This is a genomic window from Bradyrhizobium sp. sBnM-33 (assembly GCF_032917945.1).
Lineage (GTDB): Bacteria > Pseudomonadota > Alphaproteobacteria > Rhizobiales > Xanthobacteraceae > Bradyrhizobium.
In genome coordinates this window covers 7,552,508-7,578,967 of record NZ_CP136624.1, presented here as the reverse complement: position 1 = coordinate 7,578,967, position 26,460 = coordinate 7,552,508, and the positions used below count along the sequence as shown (strand labels likewise).

Below are 26,460 nucleotides of genomic sequence, written 5' to 3'. Positions count from 1 at the left end.
CGCGGACCGGGCTCTCGGGAACCGGGTACGGTGTCGCTCGCCGGAGGCTCTCGATGCTGGCGCGGTTCATGGCGACGGACCGCGCTTTTGCAAGATCACGAAGGACGTCTCACGGGGCCACCGGACCGAAGGGATAGCGCTCGGCAAGCAATTTTAGGAGATTTTGGAGGGCAGGGTTTTCATTGTCTCCCCGCCAGACCGCTGAAAAGCCGATGCGACTCGGCCCCGTTCCGTCGCGCAGCTCACGATAGACGAGACCGGAAAAGTTGGCACCTATATCGGATTCCAGTACAAGGCTTATGCCAAACCCCACGGCGATCAAGCTCTTGATGACGCCACGGCTGACGTCATGGCGTTCGATACGAGGCCGGTGTTCAGGGGAGATGAGCTTTGCGTTCAGGAGATCCTCAAGCTCGCGCCCGGGATCATAGTGACTGAGCAAAACAATCTGATGCTGCAGATCTGTCCAGTAGATGACTTCGCGCGCAGCCAAAGGATGGTCACTCGGCAGAACGATTAGAATTCGTTCACTCCAGAGTGGAGTGATCTTGCTATCGAAGGGCTGCGGGTCGCCTGTTATGATGCTTATGTCGATAACTCCGTTGTGGAGCGCCGTTGCAAGCCGCGTTCTAGATCTCTCGACGGTAACGAGTTCGACCTGCGGGAATAGCTTCTTGAAATCGAGCAATGTCGCGCGCAGATTGCCTGCCGTCAGCGAGGTACAGAACCCGATAACGAGACGACCGGCTTCGCCAGATCCCTTCGCTCTTGTTGATGCGATAAGTGCCTCGATCTGTTCCAATATCGAGCGCGTCATGCGCAGAAAGTGACGACCCGCCGGCGTTGCGCGAACGCCACCGCTTGACCGTTCGAAGATGACGACGCCAATCGAGTGCTCGAGAAGCTGGACAGAACGGCTGAGTGTCGATTGCTTTATCGACAACGCATGGGCAGCTTGCCGAAAACTCCCGTAATCTGCCGCAGCGACTGCGTGTTGAAGCCGACTGAAAACAATAGTTAAGCGTCGGCCTCCGACAGGCAGGCCGGCAAAATTCGTTTCGTCCATATGATCAACACCATTATCCTTATGCTGCGTCGCCCCGGGATCGTGCAGAACATTAAGACAATTTCGGGTTGTGATGCCGCCCATTTCGTGGATAACGGAGCAGGCGATCCATCCGCGGCGCTCGAGATAAGGCAGAGCAGACCCTTTTTCGGGTCGGCAAATTCGATGCTTACGCCGATAGCCCCCAACACAAGAAAGGCCGCAGTGGGCGCCTCGTCAGCAGGAATAGATTCGCCATACGGACGTGGCGTTATCGCGTGTCGTTTAGGAATGCGAATGATATAATTATTGGATGTAGCCCAGCCAGCGCCAGAACGTCGTGCTGCGTGGAAACATTGATCGTCGCAGTGCGGGTTTGGCTGGTGGCGGCTGCGGGTGGCATTTGCTATTTCTGATCGGCGCGGGAGATGTAGAGTACGACTTCACCTCACATGGGCCGCCGACCCACGATGAACATGCTGCTATTGATGCTCGACCTAATCGGGACCTTTGTCTTCGCGCTCAGCGGTGCCACCGCTGCCGTCAAGCGCCGGCTCGACCTGTTCGGCGTTCTGGTGCTGTCGTTCGTGGCGGGGAATTTCGGAGGTATCACCCGCGATCTGCTGATTGGCGCGGTCCCGCCCGCAGCGATCAGCGACTGGCGATATCTGCCGTTTCCCTTTTGGCGGGCGTGCTGACCTTCTGCTGGCTTCCGGCGTCGACCGGTGGCGCAACTCCGTCCTTCTGTTCGACGCTGGGGGACTGGCGCTCTTCGCCGTGTCCGGCACCCAAAAAGCGCTGGCCCTCGGCATGAATCCGGTTATGGCGGCACTCCTCGGCATGGTGACGGGGATAGGCGGAGGCATGGTGCGCGATGTCCTTGTCGCCGAAATTCCAACCGTGCTGCGCGCCGATCTTTACGCCGTTGCCGCTTTGGCCGGTGCGGCGGTGGTGGTTGCAGGCGCCCTGCTGCACATTCCCTCAACCGCGACGACGATTGCCGGAGTCGCACTCTGCTTTGGACTTCGCCTGATGGCGATCCGCCGTGGGTGGCAACTCCCGACTGCCCGCCCTCGCAAGCATTTCGACAAAGAGCCTTGAGATTCGGGACACGGGAACCAAACGTTGGCCAGAAGCAAGGCGGCGGTTTATTGAGAGTGCTGCTGACCATTGAATATCTCGACTTGTCCGAGAGACAAAACAACGCATCATTCTCACCCTGCAATGAGACCCAAACATGGGATCCAAGATCAAGCTGACAGGACGTTTGATTGCGGCCGCGCGCGCCTTAATGGGAATTAGCCGCGAGGACTTCGGGGGAACTGCTGGAATCCTGCCGAAACCAAAACCCTGATGGAGGCGAACGGCAGTGTCTGGCTCCACTCGGAAGGCGACGTCCAAGCTGTAAGCCGCGCCTCGAGAAGCTCGGAGTCGTCGTCGAAGAGGATGCCAGTATGGGGGGCCGGTGTCCGATTGAAATTCACTCGCCAAGACGTCAAACAGATCAATCGACTGTAAGGCGAAGGCCGTGCGTTCGGACGACGCCGACGCGCCCTGACGTCTGGTTCGTGATGGGTGAACCGAGCTGCGCGGCTGGAAATGCCCGCGGAACATCCGTTGGCAGAGAGAGTTCGGGCCTTGCCTTTGGGTCTGACAAACGAATTCAATTAGCTCTTTGCTGCGGTTATTTTGTTCTGGGAAAAGGAGGGCGGGGATAGGACAGCGTGCCGTCTGGTGACAGTATAGCCCCTCGAGTGAGAGATGCTGGCACAACGTGGTTAGTCCCTAAAATATGGAATACCGTCTCGCCGGCCGTGATGAGGTAGTCGGCAATTATTCTTCGATGGCATCGCCACCAGACGGTCTCAGCACACATTATTGCAGAAGTGGTCCCGTGCCCAAGTTTGCAAAGCTTGGCGAGGCCGGACCGAAACTCATCGCTCATCGCGTAGTCCGCATAATCGTGAAAGCTCCTATTTTCCCAGAATGCATTCACGTCCGCGGGCACGTCTCGCTTCTTGCCACGGAAGCCTCCCAGCTCGATGATATGTTCATAGCCAATTTGTAACTCGGACAGATCGTTAGCGAACCGCGCGGCGTTGTACTGGGGGTTGGTCAGTGAGCGCGGAATGGTTCGAACGTCGACGACAAGCTTAACCTCGTGCGGTCTCAGCAAATCCACGAACTCACCGACAGAGCGGGTCGAGTGCCCGATTGTAAAAAATCGATGCGCCATGTTTCAAATCTTCCGTCCGACTACGGTACTCCTTTCATGGCCATCCCTTTGCCGAACTCGCACTTCAAGAACCGCGAGGCTACGCTCTCTTCCTTGCTCGGTCCAATGGATCGACTGCCCCGGTCCAAGACCGATCAGCGCAGTTCCTATTGGACTTAGCACTGAAATGCAGCGGCCGCGCAGTGTCTCTTCCGGGGAGACAAGTTGAGCTTGTTGAATACGTGCATCTGCGTGATCGACGAATTTTACGTCACAGCCGAGTCTTACGACCGAATTTGGTGCGATATCGTCTGGTGCAACATCCGCGCGCTCGATTTCCTCGCGAAGAAAACAGGCGGTCTCCATGTCGACTGTCGTTCGCGCGGCGCCAAGCAGCGCGAATAACCGTTCACGGTCCGATGCCGTCAAGACGATGGACGGCCGCTTCTCAGCATCATTTCGCTCGACGTCGCTCATGGTTGCTTCTTTCACAATGATCGTTGCGGTCACTAGTTTACGAGAAGGCTGATCGAGCAGACGGGCTTTATCTCGCCAGGCATACGATCTCAGCCGGCCTGTTTCCAAACGACGCAATGGTCCGCAACAGCGGGAGCACACCTTAGAGAAGGAGCATTCGAAGGGATGAAGTGTAGCCTCCGAACGACGACGAACTACGGTGCGAGCGCGAAGCGAGCGAGAACGAGGGCGTCGTGGGATGCTCCGGCCAAGCAGGATTCCTCTCAGAACGACCGCATCGTTGTTAGCCTCATCATGCGCTGCAAAAACGAGTGTAATCCGTCGCTCCTTGAGCGAGGGTACGAAGTTCGCCGAGCTGGTCTTGATGCCGATCTATTTCTTCCGAGTAGCGACGTCGAAACGTACAATCCTTGGCCCACAAATCGATCGAGCATCTGCTTTCCCGACCCCGCGCGGCCACAGCCGGTCGACCAGTATTCTAGTGCCGTCACTTGAACCAGCGCAGGATCGTATGCCCGCTTTAGCTTGATGTTCTCGGCAGTAATCCTCTTACTCATCGATACTTCTCCAGTATCGCCGATATCTTAGTCCGCTCCAATCCCTCGGGACGATCGTGTCACTGCGTGTCCATGTGCAGCCATGCTGACGCTGGTGGCCGGAGCGCTGGAGTCACTGGTCGACTTCTGCGTGTTGTTTCCCGATATGGCGACTGACATAAATAGCATCCAGCCGACCATCCAAAACGTCAACCCGCCAGTGTCGTCGCGGGCCCAGAGTGGGCTGGCGTGGAGGCGACTGTGCGAAGGCAGAAGCTTGATCAAACGAGCCGCCAGGATGCTCGCCTCAGATGGCGTCCATCGCTCGCTATTCGATTTCCATATCTTCGCGGCGAGGCTGTTTATCGCCTGAGCCTTCGGAAGCTGTGTAAGGCGAGCCGCCTCCTGCCAGGGATCAATGTCCTGACGTGCGAGCAGGGACAAGACGCTCAATGTCATCCCATCTGTCTCGGAAAGCGAAGCGAATAGGAAAGCGCCATACTGGGTTTCGAGACCAGAAAGTTCGGTCATGTTGCCTCCCACTCTCGAAGGAGATGTCTGGTTGCGGTTGCCCTATCGGGTCGTCCAGCATCTTGCGAGTTCTCGGCAACATCTGACAAGCGATAAATAGTGCCGATTCATATTCAAAAAATTGGTAGACGCTTCGCTCGGACCTTCCGTGGAGCGACGTTCTTCTTTGTTCGATCCGCAGCGCTGGGGGACCTTGCTGAAAAGCGAGTTATCTTTGGCGGATCGCTTGCTGGGAATGTGGCCTCCAGTTCCTCATCCAACTGACGGTCAAGTTCTCTCTTTTCCCGTTCTGAGGAAGTTTCCTTTGCGGTCATTGAAATCTCTCCATCCATTTTCATACATCTAGTGCCGTATGATGTGCTTTGGTGGGGGCGGTCATTGGATTCAACGCTGGATTTGAAGCGCCGTTCCGTGACCGACCATTCCGCACCAAAACTAGACGGAAATCATGAAGATGGGAGTCGAGCGAACTAGGTGAGAAACGTCTCAAGCTGCTCGACCTGTTTACGGTGTAGCAGCAGCAGGTACATAAGTTTGGCATTTAGTTTTGAATCGAAGATGTTCAGGACGGCATCCTCGATCAAATCGGCCAGCCTAGTCTGATTGCGGATTGCGAATGCGATCATTCGTCGGAGGCTGCATTCTACGTTCGGACGGGCGGTTCGCCTATTGTGACGAAGCATGCCGGCTCCCGTTCTCGTGGCAATTTCCTTTTTGAGAAGGATGCAAATTGCCCCCTGAGCGAGCTCGGACTCAAAGGCGAGGTCTGCAACATGAGAGTCAGCCGCGCGTCCGATCGCTGCATATGCAGTGACACCGATGCGTTCACTTTCAAGGAGCTCCTTGAGAAAAATCAGCACCTCTTCTTTGGACCATAACCGAAGTAGCTGGGGTCACCTGCATTTATTCCGCGCGAGAGGATGCGCATGTCTGGATTGTGTCTTCATCTAAATAGCCTTGTTGGGGTAGCCGGGCTTTCCGCATGATTTCGTTTCCCTGCAAGAGCGAGATGAGGATCGGCAGCCTGATTCTGGGCCCCTCTATTGCTTGGCGGCCGCGCACAACTAGCTGCTCCTTAGTCAAATCTCACAAGCGAAAATTATTGCCACTTTGCATCAAGAAGTTGTTGCCTAAAAATGGATCGGAACAGCGCTGTTCGTGACAGTAGGCGTTTTCGATCTCGGTACCTGGGCAAGCGGGCGTGAACCGGTCGGTGGCGCTAACTATCCATCCGTGATGAGGTCAGGTCCGTACCAATTCTGTGCCCAAGCAATCTTCGTATCAATAGAATCGATATTAAGTCGCGATACGTTTCTTTGTCAGAATCACTTGCGAGCATACGTTGATGACAACGTTACGTCCCCGATCTGTTCACCGGGGCCAGGGCGCAGGCGGTGGAGAAGATGACAAAGACATCCTTTCGAAGATCCGGCAAGTTCTCCGCTCAGGACGTAAGCGAGGCCATGGGCGTTCTTGAAAGTGTCAGCAACGATAGGTCATCGCTTCTACGGGCTCGCGCCTGTCGATGCCGGATGCCCGATCATATCCGGTATCCGTCGCAGTGGCCGCCGGTGCCGTGGCAGAGGGCGCAACCATCTGCTTCAAACGTAAGAGAGAGGAAACTCGCATGTACCAGAAGAGTCTGCTGGCATTCGACGGCTCACCTGACGGCCGCGAAGCTCTGGTTCAAGCCGAGAGCTTGGCATCAGCATGTGGTGCGACGGTTCATCTTCTCGCGATCATCGACCCGTCGGAAAGCATGCTTGTCGTCGAGGCAATGCCGTTCATTCCCGACAATCAGCGTTTTGTAATCCAGACCGTACTTGATGAGGGGGTGAAACGTTTGCGACGCGCTGGATGCACTGCAACCAGCGAACTCAAATACGGCAAGCCAGCGGAACAGATAATTCTGTCCGCAAGAGAGATAGACGCGGATTTGATCGTCGTTGGCCATCGGGATCAAGGGACGCTTGCGCGCTGGTTGAACGGCTCAGTAGGCGAATCGATCTTGCATCAACCTCCGTGCAGCCTGCTCGTCGCCGTAAAGTCCGAGCAAGGAGCGAGTAACGTCACGCCGATTCCGCAACTGAAGGAGCGGGGGAAAAGATGATGAACCTCACGCTGGAAGGCCCAGTTATTCGGCGCGTTGGTGGTACGACGGTGAGACGTCTGAACGACGCAGCACCGTTTTCGACGTCAGTAATTCCGGGAGTACCTCAAAGCAGTGGGGTCAAATTGGATCGAGCGGGATGCTGGATATGGGCGATATGGGCAACGCGTTCGTAGTCATACGCCTAGTCATGGTCTTCTTCACGGTCATGCCGGCCATAATCGACCATTTGGGTAGTGCGGCGACGTGACGACGGGTGATGGCCCTGTTGGCTGACGCTGAGGGCTGTCATTGATCAGCAAAACCGGGAGGCTACTCGGCGGGCGGCTCCTCCCGCCTTGTCCTGAACGGATCGGCTGCGTCGTCGTGACCGCTGCGGCTGCTGAAGAACATCAGGGCCATCAATCCGCACCCGACGAGGAGCGAAAAGAAGGTTCCGAGACCAAGGGCGATCCAGCCATGCTTATCCATCACGGCGTCGCCAGTCGCGTTCCATACCGACGTAGCCCAAAAGCCCGTGAGCATCAGCAAGGCCGTCAAAACGACGATAAGAGCGATCTGGCCAAGGCTAAGGCTTCGCATGGGTGGCGCCCTTTCCGTTCTGTCCCCAAATAGGCGAGCTGAGCCATCAGGGAAAGCATCCGTTCCTCAGGGGCGCGCTCGCTCGACCAACGGCTTCTGACGGTCAACCTTCTCACCCAGCGATGTAGCATACAAACGAATTTAATTGACGCTTGAGTGCATTTTTCATGTTAGATAGGTCATGGACATCGAACTGGCCCGGACGTTTCTGGAGATCGTCTCGACAGGGAGCTTCATCAAGGCTGCCGACCGACTGCATGTCGGTCAAACGACCGTCAGCGCTCGGGTACGCTTGCTTGAGCAACAGCTTGGGCGCCCTCTTTTTATCCGGAACAAAGCCGGAGCGTCTCTGACTCCAGCCGGAGAGCAATTCCTACGTTTCGCACCAAGCTTTGTGCAACTCTGGCAGCGCGCGCGCCAGCAAGTGGCCGTGCCCGCCGGACATCGCGCGGTCCTTACGGTGGGTAGCGAGGTCAGCCTGTGGCAGCCTCTCTTGCTCAATTGGGTTCGGCGGATGCGACGCTCACACTCGGACATTGCTCTTCGCGTACATGTTGACGTCCCACAGGATCTAATCACTCACGTAGCCGCGGGGATGGTCGATATCGCAATAATGTATGCGCCTCAACACCGGCCAGGACTTAAGATCGATCTGATAATGGAAGAGGAGCTTGTCCTGGTGACGACGGATCCAAAGGCAGATTCATTGGATACTTCGCGATATATTCTTGTTGAATGGGGACAGGAATTTTCTCTTCACCACGACGTAGCTTTTCCCGAGATTACGCCAACTCTCGTGACAAATCTTGGCCCTTTGGCTCTCAATTACGTCCTTTTAGAAGGAGGAGCCGGGTATTTCAGAATGCACGCTGTGAAACCGCACCTGATATCTGGAGAACTCCACGTCGTGCCTGGAGCGCCTAAGTTTTCGTTTCCGATTTACGCCGTTCATTCTGCAAATGTTGATGAAGCTACACTTGCTTCAGCGTTAGCGGCGCTACGGGAAGTCTCGACGGCTGAAGCGAAGGAGTGAGGAGGCCGAACGTGTCGGCGACCATTCCAGACGCAACGCGTAGCATGGCTACCGTTCCTCTCAGGTCGTGCGGGCTGCGGAACGCTCTCGCTCGACGCGGTCCGTGACGTCGCGTGCCATGGCGACCGAACCCAACACTTCGCTTTCGTCGCCTTTGACGACAGCGAAGGTCATCTCGACGTAGAGTTTGCGTCCGCTTTTGTGCAGCGCCCGGGTCAGCGTCGGACGGCCTTGACGCTTCATTACGCCCTTTGTCATCGCCGCGTTGAAGCCGCTCCAGTGCGCAGCGCGCAGATGCTCCGGAATGATCAGGTCGAGACTTCGGCCGAGTGCTTCCTCCGGGACGAAGCCAAACAGACCGATCGAAGCGCGATTCCATCGGACAATTTCGCCCGATCGGTTCGCGTAGATGACGGCATCGGAAAGTTGATCGACAATTCTCTCAGCCAAGAGCCGGTCTTCCATGGGTAGCCTCGCGGGTCGGGTCAACACCATCTGTTGCCGGCATTTACCTCACATGGGCCTTTCGAGTTGCGCTACTTGCATATCGGCGAGCGTTGGCGACCTGGCCGCGCTCGGCGTGGAACGAAGGACAGTTACACTGCGTCGATCTCCGCTTGCGGTACACCATTCGATCGAGGAGCCTTCCGATAGTCCAATCAAGGCTGCTCCTAGCGGGCTCAGTACCGAAACCGCGTTCGGTTGCGTGGACGCTCCGTCTGGTAGGACGAGGACTATTCGCCTGTTCGCGCCGGCGACGTTGTCGCGCACATCTACATATGAGTTGATACCCACAACATTCGCTGGAAGGTGATCATTAGGGACTACTGTCGCTCGATAGATCTCCCGTAATAGGTTTGAGGCAGCCGGCGCCATGCGACCATGCGTCAGCGCGGAGGTGGCAACAGCATACAGCTTCTCTCGATCCGCCTCTGAGATAATGACCGGGGGAAGTCTCACGGGATGATGGTAGTCGGGGGTATCCATTTTCCAGACTCCTTTCATATCCGCCACGCAATTCTCGCTTACCATTCACTTTCTGCAAGCGAAAAAAATTGCGCCTCAGGATCAAAACAGTTGATGCGATCCTCGAGACCGGCAGGTTGATCGACGATCAGAAAGCGTTCAGATTGGCCGCGAAGCCAACCTCAATGCACTCGGCCAGGCTATGCATCCACAGCTTCCGTGCGACGAGTTTACAACGTCGCACGGAAGGCATCGCGTCAGCGCCAATGGAGCTTGCGGACCGAGACTACGGTAAGTTGCCGCGTCTCTCCGAGGGGCGTTTTCCACGTGATCGAGTGTCCGGTCCGCAGGCCAATTAGGGCTGTTCCGACCGGGGTCATCACGGAAATCTTCCCTTGTGAGATGTCAGCTTCGTCAGGATAGACGAGCGTGACCTGGCGGACACGTCCCGCTGTATCATCGCGAAATTCGACGTCGTCGTTCATACCCACGAAGTGGTCCGCTATTTCGTTCCGGCTCAGCACGTGCGCGCGGCCGATCTCCTCGGCCAACTCAGACGCCAGATCAGGCAGCCTGTTCCGTGCCGCATGTGCAAGCGTGGAAAGCCGATTGTAGTCCTTTGCCGAGAGGATGATCGCAGGCTTGACGTAGCTCCTCGACGTGGTGACTGTCTTCTCAGTCGTCATCTCAATCTCCCCAATCCATGCTCGCCATGTCGCCGTTCGTGCTGCATAAGCATTGACGGTCGGACGGCAGTAGCGGATTCATCCTGTTCCTTCATCTTCCTTGAGGCGGTCTGCTCTCACCGGGCGACCTGTGCGGCGTCTGGTGTTTGCTACCGGCTAATGGCTTGTCGAGCGTTGGTCCGACGATCAGCAGTCAGCGCTTTGGACTTCGCCTGCTGTGATTCCGACGAGGTCTCTCCGCGCCAAATCCATCGGGGTCAAAAAACAAGACGAGGATTAGCCATAAAATCAGGACAGTCGCTGTTAACATTAACAACATTGATATCATCACTCCTCTTTCGCGCGAGCTACGACCGTTCCGCCCCGGCAGGCGTACAGCGCACGCGTACCGGCGGATCGAGTAGGAGGCATTGGAAATTGGATAGAACTGTCCCGGCCGGCGTAAGCCGCCCGGGCTACCTGCCAGCTTGCAGCAGGCCCGCGCAAGATTGTAAGTGGTGCGCTTTAGACATCGTCATACCCACGAGCTAATCATGAAATCAGAAAAGTCAATTCTGGCGCTCAGATGCCCTCAGTTCGTGCCCTGACAAGAGGTGATCACGGCGACGAACCGTATTTCACTTCCACGCTCGCACAGATCGTCTGTGCCGAAGATCAGGAAAACCTACCGGCAAATTGCTTTGCTAGAGCGTCAGCGGTAGCATCGGCAATTTGGTAGATGTGGTTTTTCATCTCTTCCCAGGTGTGAGCCTCGGCTTCATACTTCCGATCCTTCAATTCTTGGATCTGCTGGATGTGATGACCACCATGGGCCAAAAGAAGGTTGTTCACTGCATCCTTCGGCAAATGAGGATTGGCCTTGCTTAAGAAGCCGGCAATCTCCTCGGCGTTCGACGTCAGAGACTGAGTTGCCGTGCCTTGCTTGACAGCGTCGTTTGCGACCGTCGCCATAAGATAGGCCTTTACAGCACCATAGTGACCCGCGAGGAGTTTGAAGAAGGTGTCCTTCGCGGCTGCTCCGTAAAATGGTTCGATGGTCGCGGCGATCGATCGCGCGTTGGTGACGGCTTGTTGCTCTGCTATTTTTGCGGCGTCGTCGCGCTTTTCGATCGTGGTTATCGAAACTTCTCTTACCCAGAAGATGTGTCCGACCCAAAGATCTCGAAGAACCGCTGCGGTCTCGAACGTTTTATCAGTCCGTGTCTTTCTTTTGGCGGAGTGAGAATGTCTGCTGGCCGCGAAGGCACTTCCGGAGAGCGGCACCAACGCTGCGATAGCCGCACCGACGGTTACAAGCTCGCGACGATCGGTGAGGGCGTATCGTATTTCGTTCCGTGACATTGAAGCCTCCTCAGGCGGATCAGCACCGTTTGGCTTGAGTGGTTTAAGAGACTGTATTTCACCAAGGGTAGGATCGGACAAACGAATTTAATTGTGATTTCAATTCATGATTGTTGCTAACCCTCGCCCAAAGACGCTGCTGAAGCGCCGTGGCACGGGTCGTGGCGCCGAGCATTTTGGCCACGACGACCAGAAAACTAGTAGTATGGTCGAAATCCAGAAAGGCGTCGCGAGTTGTCGAAGCCGACATGCCGCGCAACTGCACGTGCAAACTGCCGCATAGGCAATCTGCACGCCATGCCAAGAAGGCAGAGCGACAACGCGTCTTGTCGTCTCGTAGAAAGATGGCGTCTAGAATCGGACGGACCAACTTATACGAAGGGCAATCAACAGGGTGGCGCTGCGTCTCTTGATGGGTAGACCTCGGCAATCTTCGTTAGGAGCGATCGTATGAAAATCCTGGCAGCAACTGATTTTTCCACACGGTCCCAGCGGGCGTTGCGTCGAGCTGGCCAATTGGCTCAGGCCGAGGCCGCGGACCTCGCCATCATCCATGTAGTGGATGATGATCAACCGCAGGGTCTCGTCGAGATGGAGGCGCGGGAGAGCAAACGCATGCTTGCGGAATTGATCAGCGCAGTGTCAGAATTGCGCGACGTGCGATGCCATCCTATGGTCGTGATGGGCGATCCCTACGCGATCGTGCGGACGGCTGCGGCCCAAGCGGCTGATCTTGCTGGCGGAATTCTTCTTCCATATCGCGGATCATCTGCGCCGTGGAGCCGTGTGGGAACTCTTTCGCCAGCTCGCGGCATCTGGCGAGTTTGGCTTCTAGCGTCTGCTTTTCCCGAATCCGATCCATAACTGTAGGACGGCAGGACAGGGCGAAAGTTCAAATCAGGCGGCTGTTAATTTCAAACTAGGTCAATTGCGTCCATGAAAGAGGCCGCCAACTGGCAGCTTACCTCGCCAACGAAGGGACAAAACGAGGCGGCGAACAGTTCGGCGGGTGAACTTCTCAACGTGATGACCGACGAGAAGGTGAAGCGACAACTAAAGCTTTGGTTCTCAGCAATTCGCGACGATCACCGCCCCCGTCATGCCAAGGCAAATCCGCGGCCCGGCCGGCAGCGACGTGTATCCGTGAGCGCGAAAAGTAAGATGATTGGGTTGGCTGATCTTAAAGCGCGAATGGAGCGGATATTCCTCATCGGGCTGTTCGCCACCTGATACTTAATTCAGCGATCTCTTTCGAATGCTTCAGGAACATGGCGCTCCGCTTGCTTGTGAATTCTGCAGTGACACTGAGAAATTCGAGGGGCGACCTAATCGTCGCGAGCCTCTCAGCGAACTCAAAAGCAAATTGCATGTTGGCTTGTGCCACCTCCAGCAACTTTGCTTGAATTGCTCGCACGTTTGCCGTGGCTGAAGAAAAACCAGATCCTTTCGTTGGGTGGTTATTGCGCTCATCTTGTAAGGCTGTCGCCGGCTCAAGGCGAGCCTCTTGTTGAAAGGCTGTCGTCGAATCACCCACGAGAGCCTCTTGTTCGTTGTGTCGCTCTGGGACTGATTCAGTCGAGGCTGCCCCAACTGAGGGCAGACGGCTGCCTTTCGGACTTCTAACAACAGCCTGAGCGACCCGCTGGGCCTTAGCGGCTATTTTCGGGTGGCGGCTGTGCTTTGACTTCGCTGCCGGTTTACGCTTACTCATTTGACACTCCGAGGATTGATTGGTCGACCACGACGACGGTCATTCGTGTAGGGTCAGTATCCTGTACGTTCCAGACCCAGGGTATGAGCTCCGCATCCCTAAGAGTAGGGGAACCAGCGGCGGCGGCTGAACATCAGCGGTCTTGGCTGAGGCCGTTGAGTTATTTCCGTCGGCGCCTCGTTCGCTTGAACGCACGATTTCGGCTTCGGCCCGAATCAAGCTTGCTCAGCCGCTTCGCATTTACCGCTACATGCCGCCGATATTGATGGACTATTTCATCACCCGAAGCACCAGCCATTAGACTGGCGGTAGCTTCGAAAGCAGCACGTATCTTTTCGCTGACCATTAGTTCAGCTTCGCGACGAGCTCTTCTGCCGCCGCGCATCAGTTTCATCATCCGCAGCGCAACTACGCCATTTGCGTCGACTGCCAACATCATCAACGAAGTGAACATCCGCCGATTGGTCTGATGTGGTTTGAAAAGCGGAGCTCTGTACATCTGACTAGTTCGGTCACCAACTTTCGAATTCATTCAGCAAGCGAAGTAGGCACTAGTGACGCGCAACTTGAGTGCGGATCGTCGGTTTAATAGGCGCCTCGGATATCTCGCGGCCGCTCTCATCTCGGACTGAGATATAGTTCCCTGGCTTTGCGAAAGTCGGCCGCTCGGTGCTCATGCGATGAGCGATGAACTGAGCGTGGTCCTTCGCTTCCTCGCCGGACTTGCATTGGCGCCCCACGACGTCGTGGGCCGGAAGCTCTCCGGCTAGGTCAAAGAAAAACTTCTTCATAGGCGCATAACCCAGCACTGCGCCGACTGTTCCTAATCGCTACCACAGAGTGGGATTTGCTATGGGTGCCTGTAGCCATAAGGCAGGAGCACAACATGGTACGTTACCGAGAAACTGCGTAGATTATGCAGTGATGATCGTTAACCGCGCAGGCTTGTCGATAAATCATCAATCGGAAGATGATCGAGCCCTCGTTTCCGATTCTCGCGCTAGCCGCTCTGCCTTGAGACGCTCGCGGTTTTCGTGGAAAGATTTCTGTGCCTTTTCGTGATCAGTGAGGTCATTTCTGACCTCTCTGAACGCCTTGTGGGCCTGTCGCTCGGCCGGCGTCGTCTCCCGGCGCATAAAGGCGTCATCTCTAATCATTTTCACCTCGACGAGTTAGCTTACTCAACGCGGCGCGCTGATTTTTGATCCAAAAGCTGGCGAAATCAGAGGGGCAGCCGCCTTAAACCCTCTTCGCGGCATATGAGCGGGAGTCATCTAGCTCTCGACTCCGGACGTCCACGCGAGCCCCGGCGATTCCTGCGGCTTTCTTAAGGAGGTCGCTTACGACTGGCCTGATCGCCGAGGTTTGCTGGGGTGTGGTGAGTGCCTTCCCGCAGTTAACAGGTCGAAAGGGCGACGAACCGTCCGAGATAAGGGGCTGACTCGATCCAATGTTGCGGGCAGCAAGCCAAGGAAGCTGTAGTGGAGATACCAAGAGATTGTTGCGCAGGGACCGCGACGTCCGGTTCGGGCCGGACCACGGCGACTTCCGGTCTATGCCGGCGACGGACATTCTCAGGGTGGGCGGGCATGTCTCAAAGGTGCCATGTATGGACGGCGCCCGCGGTGCAAGAGGAATCTGACGTTTCAGCGAAGCGTTCGGGTGCAGCCATGTATTCGGCCTTTGAATGCAGCCGCTTTGGCCGCTGGCCTTGATGTGATCCGCTGATCGGGTCCCAAACAAAAGCACGCGTTCTTTCCTCGCGTGGCACCTTACGGGTTTTCCCAATCGACGGTCTCGACCGTTTCGCATCAATGTCGTCTTCACCCCTGCAGTTCGTGAACGCACGGACGCAACCTCATCCTCCCATTGCCGAGCCCTTTGTTAGATTGCCACAAGTTGGGGCGCCCGGTAGGTCCCACCCCTGGCCAGCAATGCCCAGGCGATCCGCGCCATCTTGTTGGCCAGCGCGACGGCGACGACCTTGAACGGTCGCCGAGCGAGAAGCTGAGTGAGCCAGGGATACTTCTCCGGCTGCTGGCGCGCACGTCGCAAGACAGAATGGGCTCCGACAATAAGAATACGCCTGAGGTATTGGTCACCCTGTTTCGAGATCGGCCCGAGCTTCTGTTTGCCGCCAGTCGAATCCTGCCGCGGCACGATCCCGATCCAGGCCGCAAAATCACGACCCGACCGGAATGCCTTCGGGTCCGTGACGACGGCGGTGATGGTCGTCGCGCCTACGACGCCGATACCGGGGATGGTCTCGAGCCGCTGACTTGCCTCGTTCGAGCGATGCTGCGCAACGATCCGTTTCTCGATCGATCCGATCATCGTCTGCACAGCCTGAAGCTGCGCCGCTAGTACGGTCAGGCTGGCGTGGGCGTCGATCGGCAAGCGCGAACTCTCATCCTGTGCGACGATCGCCAACAACTCTTTGATCCCTTCGCGCCCCTGTGCAGCCGTAACGCCGAACTCGGCCAAATGCGCCCGTAATGCATTGATCAACTGGGTGCGTTGGCGCATCAGCAGGTCGCGGGCTCGATGCAGCATCAACTGGCCCTGCTGCTCGGCCGACTTAATCCGCACGAAACGCATGGTCGGGCGCCGCACCGCCTCACAGATTGCCTCCGCGTCGGCGGCATCGTTCTTATTGCGCTTGACGTAGGCCTTCACATCCTTCGCTGGCATCAGACGGACCTCGTGGCCCAGCTTCGTCAACTCGCGCGCCCAATGGTGCGACGTGGCACAGGCCTCCATGCCGACCAGGCACGGCGCCAGAGCTTCGAAGAACGCTATAATCTGGCCGCGGCGAAGTTGCTTTCTGACGATCACCTTCTCGGCCGCGTCAATGCCGTGAACCTGGAACACGTTCTTGGCGATATCCAAACCGATCGTGGTAATTTGCATGTGGACGGCTCCCCTCATGTGATTCGTTTCGACGAACCACCCTATGGCACTGCGATGCCGGGAGCGGGCGCCGTCCACCACATCAAATTCAGACGTTCGCTCCCTTTGAAGCGCCGGGTAAAAGGCGGCATTGCGCCACGTGCTGCTTCACGTTGATTGCAGCTGGCTCACTTCGCGATGCGGTCTTTGCCGACGGCTTCACGGCGCATCTGGGAGTCCGGCGTCAGCAGTGGTGCCGCCAGAACGGGAGCGAAGTTCATCGCTTCATCCTTTTCTCTGCGGTTGCAACTTCACACTACCACCTCAAGATCGCGCGCGAAAACGCACGCAATCGGAATTGGAAGCTGGAAGGCTATTTACTGCACTCGCGGCGGCTACAAGAGCCCGACGGTCGGCTTGAGGAGTCGACAGAGGAGTCTACCGTCGGGCCTTACCACGCTGGATGCCGGACCAACGCGGCTTATTCCAACCTCGCAATGCCCGAAAAGTGCCTAACTAAGATCGGAGGTGAAGCCGGCCGGCATTGCGGGGACGTCGTCGGGATCGGCCGGATTGGTTTTGTTGCAGACGGGGCATGGTGCGCCGGCGCCGCCGCAGCCGCAGGCCCTGCCACCCAAGAGCGGCCGGTCGAGATGAAACCACCGCGTATTGTCGCACCGGGGGCAGTACCGCATCGACGAGCGTCCTCCAGCAAAGGAAAATCAATGTCGGTGCAGGCAGTGGGTTCTAGGGGCTTAGAGTGCGACTAACTTATGTTGTAGAGGCGACGGCTGGCCAATGCTGCGATACCGGCGCATCCTTGGTGACGGCTGCTTTCAGCTCTGCCGTCCCCGGAGCTCGGGCCTTGGCTTAGGCAAAAAGATCCGCATCGCTCTACGTTAAATTCAAGAACGTTCCGCTCTCGTGCCGGGCGTGCGGATGGGGGACGATTTATCCTGGTTTCGCAGTTCTTGCTCCGCTTGCTGCCAGAACTCGTCTTCCTTGCCGTTTGGCCTGCCATGGCGCTCCCAGATCTCATAAGCGCGCTTCTTGATTTCTTCTTCGGCGTTACCCGATGCGCCGTCATCCCTGTTCGGGGATCGCGCCAGTTCCGTCCAAACCTCAGCGAGCCGAAGCCACGCCGCTCTATCAGCGTCGTCAGTTACCGTCCTCGCGTTAGCGCGGCACTCCTCAGCCTTTCGGCGATACCGTTCTGCATCTGCAGGTGTCATGCCCTATCATGCGCGGCGGGCCGATCCGTTCCTGGCGATGAGCGCGACGCTCATGACATTGCCTCCATGACCCGTTCCATCGCGGGATGCTGGCGGTTCTTGACCTTGACCCAACCGGGCGAGCGTCCGCTACGATAGCGGCTATCAGCGCGCTTCGACACAAGCCCCTCGAGCCCCATCAGGCAGGCATGCCTGAATAAGTCGGGGCCGATCTCTCCCTGTTCAAATCACTCAGGAAGATGCCGTCCACCCGCCGCGCAAGGAGTCTGGCCAAGTTCGACTTTCGCATCGTGAGCGGCAGGTTACAGATATCGTCGCCGTCGCTCGCCAACATGTCGAAGGCATAGAACTGGACCTCCTCGTCGTGCTGGCGCGAGTGCAAGCCGTTGAAGTCAGATCTACCATCGACGCCGAGCAGCACGGCTTCACCGTCGATCACAAACGAGGTCTGACGGTTTCGTAAAGCGCCCTGCACGATCAGCGGGAAACGGTGGCTCCAGTCGTACCCGTTGCGGGTGAACAGCCGAACGCGCTATGCCTTCACGTTGAACAATTAGCCGATAACCGTCGTGCTTGATCTCGTGGAGCCATTCCGGCCTACCAGGGACCTTGACCCCGCGCGTCGGAATGCAGGGGTCGAACGCAGGCTTCGGCATGCGGGATAAATAGGCAACCGCAGATGAAATGCGAGTCGGATTCAGACCAGCTGAAGGGTCAACTGACGCCGATCTTGGTCCTCGTGCCGTTCGACAAAATCAGAAATCGCAGCGGGCAGTTCGCGCATCTGCAGATCGCAGCGACGGCGCAGCTCGCGGGCGACGTCTTCGGAAATGTCTTCCGACCAGCGCTCGGCGGTATTGAAGGCGACGATACGGATAGGGTTGCTATATTGGCCGGTCAGCAGACCCTGAACGACAGTCTCAAGATCGGTCGCCTCGTAATCGGCTTCGCGCCAGGCGCGGCCCAATCGACCGAAATCATCTGCCACCAAGTAAACCGCCTCATCATTGCCGCTCGGGACGATCGACGGCGTCCAACTGAACCTGCGCATGATGAACTCCACGCGATGCGGATTCAAATTGACCTGAGCTGAATCGTTCCGTTGGGAAGAACTGGAGCGGGCGCCATTATGACGCGTTGCCGTGCAACAGGAGGTGTCGCGGGATGGCAAAGAAGCAATCGAGCCGCGGGCGTAACCAGGACCGGGCGCGGGTCGGCGGAGGACAGGACCACGAAGTGCGTTTATGAGGCCAAGAAGGATATCGGCGGCTGCCGTGAAGAAGGCGGTCAAGAGAATCGGCAGCAGCCGCAAGCGGGTCGAGCGCCGCCGGCCGATGACGATCGTCACCATGCATGTGGCCACCTACTGCGACGGCTCTAGTTTCTGTGCCGACTGATTGCGAAGGTGAACTTGACTTGTAATACCGGTCCATCGTCATCCCGCACGTCGATTGCCATGTCGTGTCCCGCGCCGCGTGGATGTCTTCGGACCGTGTCCCTGGCCATGTCGGCAAGCGCACGAGGCGCTTCCTCCTGCACCGCTTCAATGGTTAGTTCCATGCCCTCCTCATCTGGAGCAATATCGTCACCCTCTCGCAAGCCGAAATAATAGCGCTTCTTCATACGCCCTAGATTCAGCCCGACTGGATCGTTCCGGCCGAAGCGCCGGCTCGAACGTTAGGAACCGCCCGCGGAGGGGCGGATTAAAATGATAGTCGCACTTTCCCCGATGCGACACCTAAGCCGCAAGGAAGGGCCCCAGCGCCGCGCTGGGGCCCTTTCCACTAAAAACGAAACCGCCACCGAGCCGAATAATGCTCAGTGGCGGTGCGCTGGAACTGGAAATCGCAATCCTCCAGTAAGCTTATGTCGGCGCAAAGTGCGGCTAGGTTCATTCGGCGTTACTCTGTGCTGGCGATCCAAGCCTGCTCTCCGCATGAGCACTGATACGTACGGACCGTTTGATCCTTCCGAGGATCATGAACCTTGTGAACGAGCTTAGGTTCAAGGCCGCATCGGCACCTGACCGGCTCTTTGCCTGAGATGACCTTTGGAATTGATGGTGGAGGCATTGTCGCTCTCCGACGAGGCGGGAGCGCAGTAGCGTCTCTCTGTCACCGATAGCTTACCGATTTGATCGCGCGGTGATTGATCGACCTTAAAGGAAACGTCGAGTTCGAGATATAGGAATCATTTTTGGCTGTGTCGGATTGCTGAACCGTGATCGATCGGTCGTCTTCAATGGCGCCCGTTCCGATCAGCCATTCTCGCTCCTTTGCGAGCAGACGATAGCAAGCCGCGATGTCGTCATATCACTTTCTCAATACATCAACGGTAGCTGACGCAGCCAGTGCTTCGAATTCCGCCGCTCTCTCCAAATATTTCCTGACGCAACGCACCTTGCCCTCGTCATTCCGGGGGTCGCAAACCGGGCGACTTCAGCCACTCGTCGATATGGGCGCCGGTCTCGGCCTGACGGGCCTTACGTTCGAGGTCATGCCGCTCCGTTCCGGGCGGTAGTTTCTCGGCTTCCGCGCGTAAGCGTTCGGCCTCTCGGGTAAGGTCATCGGGAAAGGACACCACATGTTTGAAACGGCGTCGCTGCATGGCGCTGCTCCACGCGAGGTTGGCGGGAGCGCGACCGGCGTTCTCATCACCGATAACTGCCGTCGGACCGTGCGGTGACGGGAACATTTTGCGCCCAGCTAGGAGCGGCTGGCCGCAGGATTATTTCGTTCCCTCCAAGGAACTTTTCGGTTTTTGGCTCAGGTACGTCACTTGAGTAGGGTCATCAGTGCGCCTCCAAGTTTTGCGGAGGTGAATTAACGCGCTCAAGGCCAGGGTCGGCTTTAGGCGAAGGTGGACTTGTGGCGGCGTTATCACCGGAACGCCTTGCTCCTTCGGGAGTCCTTTGCTGGGAGCTGGGAGGACCTCAAATGCAAGCGGCCATTGATCGTGTAATGCAAACCTACGGCATGATGGTCAACCTCACACCGACACAAGAGGCCGAAGTCCGGGAGGAGGTCTCCCGCTTCTTGAAAGAAAAAGACGGCGATGAGCACGGATTGGCTGTCGAGGGCCTCAAGCATTTACTTGGCCACACTACAAAGCGCCGGCGTCGCGCTCACTCACTTCAGGACTGCGTCAAGTAGCTGCTGGGGCTCATAGGGCTTCATAAGAAAGTGGGTGTCGTGCGGCACGTAGGGCGGGCCATGTCCAGAAACCAACACGACATTCAGGCCCGGGAACCGACGCTTTGCATACTGCGCAAGTTCTACCCCGGACATCTCACCACCAAGCTCTACATCGGTCACGAGAGCCCGCAGTTCAGGGCCGGTTGAAGCAAGCACCAGTTCCGCGACCTCTCCATTGGCACACTCCACCACCTCGAGACCTTCGCTTTTCAGGAGATCGGCGAGGCACTCGCGCTGGAACGCATCATCCTCCACAACAAGGGCTATGAAATTGGACATCATTGCCTCCGGTCAATGACAAATCCCGGAATTCGCAATGGTTCAATCGCGGTCCGCGGCCGGCATAATCTTCGAATGGATCGGTTGTGCTGGGCTGACGCAGCTAAGCGAATAACTCCGCGCCGGCGGGGGTGAAAGTGACGAAAGTCCCTGACTCATGCAGCGTGAACCAGCCGCGGTCGATCGCGAGCTTGAGGCCAGCGCCGTACTCGGCCGGGCTGCCGCCATCTCGAAAAAGAAACGGCTCATTGAGTTTCTCGATGTGGATACGCCCTTGAACCGGCTCGACCGCGTTTGCGATCTCGAGGATCTTGCGCGCAGCTTTTCCCAGGTCGGCATAGGGGGGCATCGGCGTATTTCATGCGGCGGCCTTGTCTTCCTTGTCAGCGCCTCGAGCGACGATCCTGATGGCATGTCGGGCAACGGCCGCTGCAGCGCCTTGGCCTCATCCCACGGCGCGCGCATCCAGACGTCGCGTTCTTCGTCCGTCATCAGGATGACCGGCATGGCTTTCGCATGGATCGGCTCGACGACGGCATTCGGCGAGGTCGTCAGAAAGCCGTAGACCTGGTGCGGGCCCGGAATCGGTTTCGATTTCGTTCCGCGGTCACCCTTGAACTCGATCCAGATGCCGCCAAAGCAGGTCAGCGGCCGATCATCGTTAATCGCGAACCAGACGACGTCCTTTTTCTTGGTGTCCGGGTTCGGCTCCGGCGCATATTCCGCAAAGCTGTTGAACGGCACCAGGCAGCGGTTTTCCGGCTTCAGCCAGCCGCGCCAGTGCGGCGAGGAGGTGTTGCGGATATTGGTCAAGTCTACGTGAGGGCGCTGGAGCGGTTCGTATTCCAGGAGCGAAGCAGCTCCTGGAGCGGCTGCGGGACGTCGTCATGGACATGAACGCAATGGTCCAGGTGCCGTCCTCGCACACGCTGAAGCATTCAGCGAAGGCCCGGGAAGCTGCGACTATCCTGAAGGAGCTGCTCGGGAGGGAGGAGGCGTGACGGAGGGGAAGATGGCTGGAGCCTACTGCCGCTCCCGGAAACGCCGCACCTTGGCCCGATTACCGCAATCGCTCATGCTGCACCAGCGGCGCGCCCGGTTCTTGGACGTATCGATGAAGAGCCAGCCGCAGTTTTCGCCAGCGCACTGGCGCACGCGGGATAACTGATTGCTGGCGAGCAATTCGGCGGCGAACCGGGCGACGGGCCAAAGCATACGGTCGAGAGCATCAGGCGCCCCCTCCCATGTCCATTCGAAGGCGCTGCCCTTTTTGGCAATCCGCGCGTGGACAAGACCTTCAGCCAAGGAGCGGTTCAGCCGCTTGAGGGCGTGCTGCGGGGCTGTCGTGTTCTCTGCATGCGCGGCAAAGATGTCGTGGAGAGCTTCCCGAAGCTCTTGCGCCCGGTGCAAGACCCGGTCGGCCTCCCGAGGCCGCGCTACACTCCGGGCGCGCATTGCCTTTTCCTGCGCGAGGCCGATCAGTCCGGTCCGCAGACTCCAGGCTAGGAGCGCTGAGTAGTCGACAAGGTGCTCTTTGAGCACCCTGTCCGATGCCCACGCTGCCGTGTTGGTGAAATCAAGCGCCGGATGTCCGGCGACCAGCGGCAAGTCGGCTATGGTTGCTGCCTCGGCCATTGAACTATCCTGCGCCAAAAACCCGCAAAAGTCACTTCGGCGGTTACGGAACCGCGAAGCCTTGTAACCGTTGTTCTGCCAGAATGATGGTTACAAAGAGAACTGTCATGCGCTGCGCATCCATTCCCGCCCCGGCCTCTTACCTCGATCGTTGCAGCCTCAAGCTGGTCGCCGCCTTCGCTGCTGTTTATGTCCTCTGGGGCGGGACGTACCTAGGCGTTCGTCTGGGCCTGGAGACTCTGCCGCCCTTCTTCCTAATGGCGGTCCGGTCTGTAGCCGCCGGCGCCGTGCTCCTTGCCGTGGCTTGCGCGTGGGCCACTCCGTTTCCAGCTTGGCGGGAGTGGCGCGCTACGGCCATCCTCGGAACTCTCTTCTTTGTGTTCTGTCACGGCGTCCTGGCTTACGCGCAGCAGCGCGTGCCGTCTGGTCTCGCGGCGTTGCTGATGGCGACCATCCCGCTCTGGGTGCCGCTCATCTCATGGGTGCGTCCCGCCGGACATCCCCCGAGTGCCAGAGCCATACTGACCGTCAGCGTCGGGTTTGCCGGGGTCGCTCTTCTTCTCGCAGCGCGGCAGGCTCCTCTAACGGGCGCCGTGGAGATTTTGTACATCGCCGCAGTGTTGTTCGCAGCCATCTCGTGGGCTGTAGGCATGGTCGTTTCGCGCGAGCTCGCCTTACCCGCCTCGCGGGTGCAGACGGCGGGTATGGAACTGCTCATTGGCGGCGCCCTTCTTTTCATTATCAGCATGACCATCGGCGAAATGGCGGTCCTCGACCTGGCTGCAGTGTCGGCGACGTCCCTGGCAGGGCTCGGCTACCTGATCCTGTGCTACTCGGATTTAGCGCCTATGTCTTTTTGCTGCATGCAAGTACGCCGGAACGCACCGCCACCTATGCCTACGTCAATCCGGTGGTCGCTCTTGTGCTCGGCTGGGCGGTGCTCGGGGAGCCGGTGACCGCGACCATGCTGGTCGCGGCACTGATTATCCTCACCGCTGTCGCGGGAACGATTACAGAGGAGGCTGGAACGACGCCTCCGAACAGCAGACGCGGCACCACATAGATGCGGCCGGGCAGGTTGCCTCTCACGTTATCCCTGCCATGAAGCAGGAGATGGCAGAGGGGAAGGACCGCCGGTGCGCGGTGGTGGTGGCATGCCCCAGCGCATCAGGACGAGCTCGCGCTCTGCGCCGGCGTTCCGCACGACTGGCGCGGAGCATCGGCGGCAGGTTGCCGAGATAGCGGTTCATGACGCGGAAGAGGGCGGCAATCGCGCTTTGATTGGTGGCAATTGAATTGGGCGAGGGCGGCCCAGTGCGCAGCCGTCCCTCGTAGTCGCTCGGGCGAAAGAAAACGATACTCCCCGGCCATCGCGCTTCACCATGGTTGTCACAAAACGCGACGGCCAATGGATAATCGCACATCACCATTTGTCGCCGCTGTCGGCCTCACGCCCGTAATCGGAAGCTTGGGAGAACCGCTGCGACGTCATGCACATTTGAAGCTGGGGATTACTTCTTTCGCTATCGTCAGCTTCTGGCCCCCAAACGGATTTCGCCGTCGTGTCGGCGAATGTCGGTTTTCAGAGCAAGAGCGGACGAGAGCAGGGCGCTGCTAGGCTTTCCGCAACTGGCCCGGGACGGGCATTCCTACCAGCCGGTCGACATAGGGCGGACAATAGAGATTGGCTCGGCGTGTCCCACGAGGGCGGCGCGTTTCCGAGGTGAAGCCTGATAGCAAACCATCCATCCTGGTCGCGGGACGCTCAATTGGCGGAATCCGCCCACTGTTAACGATCTCTTAACCATCGCAACTTAACTTCCGGTTACTTTTCGGTTAATAGACCGCGCGGTTCGTTCCAGACTGGATTGTTTGTGCGACATCCTGGCCCAATATGAACGTCTTTTGGATGGGCTTGGGATCCTGTAATCTTCTTTAGAACTGCTTTTTGACACGGGACGTGCCGACGTCTCCGTTCGAGGCGAATGGCAGCGGGGAATGCCGTCGGCGGGCATCGCACTCTCAATAAAACCGACCATCTTTTTTGCCGGTCTATCACCGAGCACTCGCCGTGCGCATGAGCACGCGAAATGCTTGATTTGACCGCAACGACGGAGTGCCGCTCATGGTTAGAAAAACACATCCCGAAACAGGCGATCCGGTGGCGGGCAATGGAATTCTAAGCCGCCGTATCTTTCTTGAAGGCGCGCTCGTTGTTGGTGCGACGGGCGCGGGCCTGTCCTGCGGATCGGCAGAACCGCTTACGGTGCCGCCATGGATGAAAGTGCCGGGTCGGGGATTTGCGGGCTACGGCCAGCCGTCACAGTTCGAGAGCAAGGTCGTCAAGGTCTTTCCGCCGCCCCCCAGCCCGGCCGGCGTCGGCGCGTCACGCACGCCGCTGCACCTGCTCGAAGGAATGATCACGCCATCCGGACTGCATTTCGAGCGCAGCCATTCCGGCATCCCGGACATCGATCCCGATCAACACAGGCTAGTGATCCATGGACTGGTGAAGCGCCCGCTCGTGTTTACGGTCGAAGCTCTATCGCGCTACCCGATGCTGTCGCGTATCGCCTTCATCGAGTGTGGCGGCAACAGTCAGGCGCTCAACGCGCCGCAGGCGCAGCCGCTCAATGTGACGGCTATTCACGGGCTGGTGGGTTGCTCGGAATGGACCGGCGTGCCGCTCTCCATGCTGCTCGACGAAGCCGGCGTCGAACCCGCGGCTCGCTGGGTGATCGCCGAGGGCGCTGATGCCGCTTCCATGAGCCGCAGCATTCCCCTTCCCAAGGCGATGGATGATGCGCTCGTCTGTCTCTATCAGAACGGCGAGCGAGTGCGGCCCTCGAACGGCTATCCAGGCGGCTGCTGCTGCCTGGCTTTGAGGGCAACATGAACGTGAAGTGGCTGCGCCGGCTCAAGGCGACTGCCGGCCCCGCCATGACCAAAGACGAGACCTCGAAATACACGATCCTGCTCAAGGATGAGAAAGCCTGGCAGTCGTGTTCCCGATGGAGGTGAAGTCCTTCATCGCGCGTCCCTCGCCGGGACTCGCGCTGAAGGGACCCGGGTTCTACGAAATTTCCGGCCTGGCCTGGTCGGGCAACGGCAGCATCCGGCAGGTCGAAGTGTCGGCTGACGGCGGACGAAGCTGGTCGCAGGCAGCTTTGCAGGGCCCGATCCTGCCAAAGGCGCCTGTGCGCTTCCGCGCAGCGTGGCAATGGAACGGCGGTCCCGCCGTGTTGCAGAGTCGCGCCACGAACGACACCGGCATGGTGCAACCAACGCGCGCGCAGTTCGCTGACGAGCGCGGCTTGCGTGGGGTCTATCACTACAACGCCATCGCAAGCTGGCGCATTGACGAGACGGGGGAGGCCAGCAATGTTTACGCTTAAACCCATTGCAGTCTGCATATCTATGCTGACGAACGCATCGGCGGCCCTGGCCCAAGCCCCGCAGTTCGGGCAACCGATAGCGCCCGCCGACATCGCAGCGTGGGACATCAGCATCGGACCGGATGGCGTAGGGTCTGCCGCCTGGTCGTGGCACCGCAAGCGAGGGTGAAGCCATCTATGTAGCGAAGTGCCAGGCCTGTCACGGCGAGAAGGGAACCAGGCCCGATGTCGCGCTCGCTGGCGCGTTGGTCGGCGGCATGGGCACGCTGGCACCGGACAAAATACCGATAAAGACTGTGGGAAGTTTCTGGCCCTATGCAACAACACTGTTCGACTATGTCCGTCGCGCAATGCCATTTCAAGAATCGAAATCGCTCACCGCGGACGAAGTCTACGCAGTATCGGCCTATATCCTCAATCTCAACGGGATCGTCGGGTCGAACGATGTGATCGATGCGCAGTCGCTGCCCAAGGTGAGAATGCCGAACCGGGACGGGTTTATCCCGTTCCCGCGCAATCAGAAGTAGCTTCGGGGCCGGGCCTTAGTCCGCTCGTGGCACCTTTGAGACACGGCGACCGGCCCTGACGAGGTCCATTTTCAGA

The 26,460-nt window shown here is 58.1% G+C and carries 36 protein-coding genes and 4 pseudogenes; 16 read left to right on the top strand and 24 right to left on the bottom strand.

All coding sequences use genetic code 11. The features are described from left to right. The first annotated feature begins 53 nt into the window (after positions 1-53). Entirely contained in the window at positions 54-137 is an 84-nt protein-coding gene (locus RX328_RS43960; protein WP_213256973.1) for a hypothetical protein, read from the top strand. On the opposite strand, the gene RX328_RS35505 is transcribed toward RX328_RS43960, so the two are convergent. Beyond that, positions 110-1,066: a LysR family transcriptional regulator gene (locus RX328_RS35505; protein ID WP_213256971.1), complete on the bottom strand. Its 957-nt coding sequence runs from the start codon at positions 1,064-1,066 to the stop codon at positions 110-112. The genes RX328_RS43960 and RX328_RS35505 overlap by 28 nt on opposite strands. Positions 1,067-1,497: 431 nt before the next feature. On the opposite strand from RX328_RS35505, the gene RX328_RS35500 reads away from it, so the two are divergent. Together RX328_RS35500 and RX328_RS35495 are read left to right on the top strand one after the other, a co-directional pair. Next, entirely contained in the window at positions 1,498-1,743 is a 246-nt protein-coding gene (locus RX328_RS35500) for a trimeric intracellular cation channel family protein (RefSeq protein WP_249727289.1), read from the top strand. A gap of 79 nt (positions 1,744-1,822) precedes the next feature. After that, positions 1,823-2,146, top strand: a complete 324-nt coding sequence (locus RX328_RS35495; RefSeq protein WP_312018155.1) for a trimeric intracellular cation channel family protein — start codon at positions 1,823-1,825, stop codon at positions 2,144-2,146. Positions 2,147-2,729: 583 nt separating this feature from the next. Here the strand turns inward: RX328_RS35495 and RX328_RS35490 are convergent. The 5 genes from RX328_RS35490 to RX328_RS35470 form a co-directional block, all read right to left on the bottom strand. Continuing rightward, positions 2,730-3,281: a DUF488 family protein gene (locus RX328_RS35490; RefSeq protein WP_213256969.1), complete on the bottom strand. Its 552-nt coding sequence runs from the start codon at positions 3,279-3,281 to the stop codon at positions 2,730-2,732. A gap of 3 nt (positions 3,282-3,284) precedes the next feature. After that, the gene (locus RX328_RS35485) at positions 3,285-3,737 is read right to left on the bottom strand and encodes a GreA/GreB family elongation factor (RefSeq protein ID WP_213256968.1); all 453 of its coding nucleotides are present in this window, start codon (positions 3,735-3,737) and stop codon (positions 3,285-3,287) included. A gap of 372 nt (positions 3,738-4,109) precedes the next feature. Then, positions 4,110-4,211, bottom strand: coding sequence for a hypothetical protein (locus RX328_RS43955; protein ID WP_409410917.1), 102 nt, complete (start codon positions 4,209-4,211; stop codon positions 4,110-4,112). 110 nt (positions 4,212-4,321) lie between these two features. Continuing rightward, positions 4,322-4,804 carry a hypothetical protein gene (locus tag RX328_RS35480; protein ID WP_213256967.1) on the bottom strand — a complete coding sequence of 161 codons (483 nt, stop codon included), beginning with the start codon at positions 4,802-4,804 and terminating at the stop codon, positions 4,322-4,324. A 470-nt stretch (positions 4,805-5,274) separates the two neighbouring features. Continuing rightward, positions 5,275-5,664: a hypothetical protein gene (locus RX328_RS35470; RefSeq protein ID WP_213256966.1), complete on the bottom strand. Its 390-nt coding sequence runs from the start codon at positions 5,662-5,664 to the stop codon at positions 5,275-5,277. Positions 5,665-6,431: 767 nt separating this feature from the next. Between RX328_RS35470 and RX328_RS35465 the strand changes: the two genes are divergently transcribed. Continuing rightward, positions 6,432-6,914: a universal stress protein gene (locus tag RX328_RS35465; protein WP_213256964.1), complete on the top strand. Its 483-nt coding sequence runs from the start codon at positions 6,432-6,434 to the stop codon at positions 6,912-6,914. A 312-nt stretch (positions 6,915-7,226) separates the two neighbouring features. On the opposite strand, the gene RX328_RS35460 is transcribed toward RX328_RS35465, so the two are convergent. Next, positions 7,227-7,496, bottom strand: coding sequence for a hypothetical protein (locus RX328_RS35460; RefSeq protein WP_213256962.1), 270 nt, complete (start codon positions 7,494-7,496; stop codon positions 7,227-7,229). A gap of 181 nt (positions 7,497-7,677) precedes the next feature. On the opposite strand from RX328_RS35460, the gene RX328_RS35455 reads away from it, so the two are divergent. Next, complete coding sequence (locus tag RX328_RS35455; RefSeq protein WP_213256955.1) at positions 7,678-8,529, top strand: LysR family transcriptional regulator; 852 nt, start codon at positions 7,678-7,680, stop codon at positions 8,527-8,529. Positions 8,530-8,589: 60 nt separating this feature from the next. On the opposite strand, the gene RX328_RS35450 is transcribed toward RX328_RS35455, so the two are convergent. The 4 genes from RX328_RS35450 to RX328_RS35440 all read right to left on the bottom strand — a co-directional run bounded on the left by RX328_RS35450 (position 8,590) and on the right by RX328_RS35440 (position 11,522). Then, entirely contained in the window at positions 8,590-8,979 is a 390-nt protein-coding gene (locus tag RX328_RS35450; RefSeq protein ID WP_249727286.1) for a PAS domain-containing protein, read from the bottom strand. Positions 8,980-9,042: 63 nt separating this feature from the next. Continuing rightward, on the bottom strand, positions 9,043-9,516 hold the full coding sequence (locus RX328_RS43950) for a GreA/GreB family elongation factor (protein ID WP_213256951.1): 474 nt from the start codon (positions 9,514-9,516) through the stop codon (positions 9,043-9,045). 236 nt (positions 9,517-9,752) lie between these two features. Beyond that, a complete protein-coding gene (gene rnk / locus RX328_RS35445) occupies positions 9,753-10,181 on the bottom strand; it encodes a nucleoside diphosphate kinase regulator (RefSeq protein ID WP_213256949.1) in 429 nt (142 codons plus the stop codon). Between the two features lie 654 nt (positions 10,182-10,835). Beyond that, on the bottom strand, positions 10,836-11,522 hold the full coding sequence (locus RX328_RS35440; protein ID WP_213256947.1) for a hypothetical protein: 687 nt from the start codon (positions 11,520-11,522) through the stop codon (positions 10,836-10,838). Between the two features lie 450 nt (positions 11,523-11,972). Here RX328_RS35440 and RX328_RS35435 point away from each other — a divergent pair, with 450 nt between their 5' ends. Together RX328_RS35435 and RX328_RS35430 are read left to right on the top strand one after the other, a co-directional pair. Beyond that, the gene (locus tag RX328_RS35435) at positions 11,973-12,386 is read left to right on the top strand and encodes a universal stress protein (RefSeq protein WP_213256945.1); all 414 of its coding nucleotides are present in this window, start codon (positions 11,973-11,975) and stop codon (positions 12,384-12,386) included. A 72-nt stretch (positions 12,387-12,458) separates the two neighbouring features. Then, positions 12,459-12,752: a hypothetical protein gene (locus tag RX328_RS35430; protein ID WP_213256944.1), complete on the top strand. Its 294-nt coding sequence runs from the start codon at positions 12,459-12,461 to the stop codon at positions 12,750-12,752. On the opposite strand, the gene RX328_RS35425 is transcribed toward RX328_RS35430, so the two are convergent. The 6 genes from RX328_RS35425 to RX328_RS35405 all read right to left on the bottom strand — a co-directional run bounded on the left by RX328_RS35425 (position 12,730) and on the right by RX328_RS35405 (position 18,417). Further along, a complete protein-coding gene (locus tag RX328_RS35425; RefSeq protein ID WP_213256942.1) occupies positions 12,730-13,233 on the bottom strand; it encodes a phasin family protein in 504 nt (167 codons plus the stop codon). The genes RX328_RS35430 and RX328_RS35425 overlap by 23 nt on opposite strands. A 551-nt stretch (positions 13,234-13,784) precedes the next feature. Next, on the bottom strand, positions 13,785-14,024 hold the full coding sequence (locus RX328_RS43945) for a DUF6894 family protein (RefSeq protein WP_409410916.1): 240 nt from the start codon (positions 14,022-14,024) through the stop codon (positions 13,785-13,787). Positions 14,025-15,117: 1,093 nt separating this feature from the next. Continuing rightward, entirely contained in the window at positions 15,118-16,143 is a 1,026-nt protein-coding gene (locus RX328_RS35420) for an IS110 family transposase (RefSeq protein ID WP_213257643.1), read from the bottom strand. Between the two features lie 884 nt (positions 16,144-17,027). Then, positions 17,028-17,354: a DUF2934 domain-containing protein gene (locus tag RX328_RS35415; protein ID WP_213257175.1), complete on the bottom strand. Its 327-nt coding sequence runs from the start codon at positions 17,352-17,354 to the stop codon at positions 17,028-17,030. A gap of 178 nt (positions 17,355-17,532) precedes the next feature. After that, positions 17,533-17,829, bottom strand: a complete 297-nt coding sequence (locus RX328_RS35410; RefSeq protein ID WP_312018161.1) for a hypothetical protein — start codon at positions 17,827-17,829, stop codon at positions 17,533-17,535. A gap of 222 nt (positions 17,830-18,051) precedes the next feature. Beyond that, positions 18,052-18,417, bottom strand: a complete 366-nt coding sequence (locus RX328_RS35405) for a hypothetical protein (protein ID WP_249727313.1) — start codon at positions 18,415-18,417, stop codon at positions 18,052-18,054. A gap of 101 nt (positions 18,418-18,518) precedes the next feature. Here RX328_RS35405 and RX328_RS35400 point away from each other — a divergent pair. Beyond that, positions 18,519-18,676 (top strand): annotated as a pseudogene (locus RX328_RS35400) (DUF3606 domain-containing protein); the annotation flags it as partial. A 55-nt stretch (positions 18,677-18,731) separates the two neighbouring features. On the opposite strand, the gene RX328_RS35395 reads toward RX328_RS35400, so the two are convergent. After that, the gene (locus RX328_RS35395) at positions 18,732-18,977 is read right to left on the bottom strand and encodes a DUF6894 family protein (RefSeq protein WP_213257177.1); all 246 of its coding nucleotides are present in this window, start codon (positions 18,975-18,977) and stop codon (positions 18,732-18,734) included. Between the two features lie 786 nt (positions 18,978-19,763). Further along, complete coding sequence (locus tag RX328_RS35390; protein ID WP_213257179.1) at positions 19,764-19,961, bottom strand: hypothetical protein; 198 nt, start codon at positions 19,959-19,961, stop codon at positions 19,764-19,766. Positions 19,962-20,290: 329 nt separating this feature from the next. Between RX328_RS35390 and RX328_RS35385 the strand changes: the two genes are divergently transcribed. Continuing rightward, positions 20,291-20,506 (top strand): hypothetical protein, encoded by a 216-nt coding sequence (locus RX328_RS35385; RefSeq protein WP_213257181.1) that lies wholly within the window; start codon positions 20,291-20,293, stop codon positions 20,504-20,506. Here the strand turns inward: RX328_RS35385 and RX328_RS35380 are convergent. From RX328_RS35380 to RX328_RS35365, 4 genes and pseudogenes are all read right to left on the bottom strand, one after another. Beyond that, on the bottom strand, positions 20,483-20,827 hold the full coding sequence (locus tag RX328_RS35380) for a response regulator (RefSeq protein WP_213257188.1): 345 nt from the start codon (positions 20,825-20,827) through the stop codon (positions 20,483-20,485). The two genes, RX328_RS35385 and RX328_RS35380, sit on opposite strands and share 24 nt — an antisense overlap. 103 nt (positions 20,828-20,930) lie before the next feature. Next, positions 20,931-21,176 carry a hypothetical protein gene (locus RX328_RS35375; RefSeq protein ID WP_213257190.1) on the bottom strand — a complete coding sequence of 82 codons (246 nt, stop codon included), beginning with the start codon at positions 21,174-21,176 and terminating at the stop codon, positions 20,931-20,933. A 9-nt stretch (positions 21,177-21,185) separates the two neighbouring features. Then, positions 21,186-21,640: pseudogene (locus tag RX328_RS35370) on the bottom strand (SOS response-associated peptidase family protein); the annotation flags it as partial. A 210-nt stretch (positions 21,641-21,850) separates the two neighbouring features. Beyond that, positions 21,851-22,462: a CGNR zinc finger domain-containing protein gene (locus tag RX328_RS35365; protein ID WP_213257192.1), complete on the bottom strand. Its 612-nt coding sequence runs from the start codon at positions 22,460-22,462 to the stop codon at positions 21,851-21,853. Between the two features lie 83 nt (positions 22,463-22,545). Between RX328_RS35365 and RX328_RS43940 the strand changes: the two are divergent. Both RX328_RS43940 and RX328_RS35360 read left to right on the top strand, forming a co-directional pair. Beyond that, positions 22,546-22,965 (top strand): annotated as a pseudogene (locus RX328_RS43940) (EamA family transporter); the annotation flags it as partial. Positions 22,966-23,288: 323 nt separating this feature from the next. After that, entirely contained in the window at positions 23,289-23,525 is a 237-nt protein-coding gene (locus RX328_RS35360; protein ID WP_312018162.1) for an EamA family transporter, read from the top strand. A 63-nt stretch (positions 23,526-23,588) separates the two neighbouring features. On the opposite strand, the pseudogene RX328_RS35355 reads toward RX328_RS35360, so the two are convergent. Next, positions 23,589-23,712 (bottom strand): annotated as a pseudogene (locus RX328_RS35355) (SOS response-associated peptidase); the annotation flags it as partial. A gap of 132 nt (positions 23,713-23,844) precedes the next feature. Here RX328_RS35355 and RX328_RS43935 point away from each other — a divergent pair. The 5 genes from RX328_RS43935 (at position 23,845) to RX328_RS35335 (ending at position 26,384) form a co-directional block, all read left to right on the top strand. After that, positions 23,845-23,922: a hypothetical protein gene (locus tag RX328_RS43935; RefSeq protein ID WP_410734081.1), complete on the top strand. Its 78-nt coding sequence runs from the start codon at positions 23,845-23,847 to the stop codon at positions 23,920-23,922. A gap of 665 nt (positions 23,923-24,587) precedes the next feature. Beyond that, positions 24,588-25,358, top strand: a complete 771-nt coding sequence (locus RX328_RS35350) for a molybdopterin-dependent oxidoreductase (protein WP_249727315.1) — start codon at positions 24,588-24,590, stop codon at positions 25,356-25,358. Beyond that, the gene (locus RX328_RS35345; protein ID WP_283772462.1) at positions 25,355-25,483 is read left to right on the top strand and encodes a hypothetical protein; all 129 of its coding nucleotides are present in this window, start codon (positions 25,355-25,357) and stop codon (positions 25,481-25,483) included. Before RX328_RS35350 ends, RX328_RS35345 begins: the two co-directional genes overlap by 4 nt. Beyond that, positions 25,474-25,857 (top strand): hypothetical protein, encoded by a 384-nt coding sequence (locus RX328_RS35340; RefSeq protein ID WP_249727316.1) that lies wholly within the window; start codon positions 25,474-25,476, stop codon positions 25,855-25,857. The genes RX328_RS35345 and RX328_RS35340 overlap by 10 nt, the downstream gene beginning before the upstream one ends. A 134-nt stretch (positions 25,858-25,991) precedes the next feature. Beyond that, the gene (locus tag RX328_RS35335) at positions 25,992-26,384 is read left to right on the top strand and encodes a cytochrome c (RefSeq protein WP_317258812.1); all 393 of its coding nucleotides are present in this window, start codon (positions 25,992-25,994) and stop codon (positions 26,382-26,384) included. Positions 26,385-26,460: the final 76 nt, after the last annotated feature.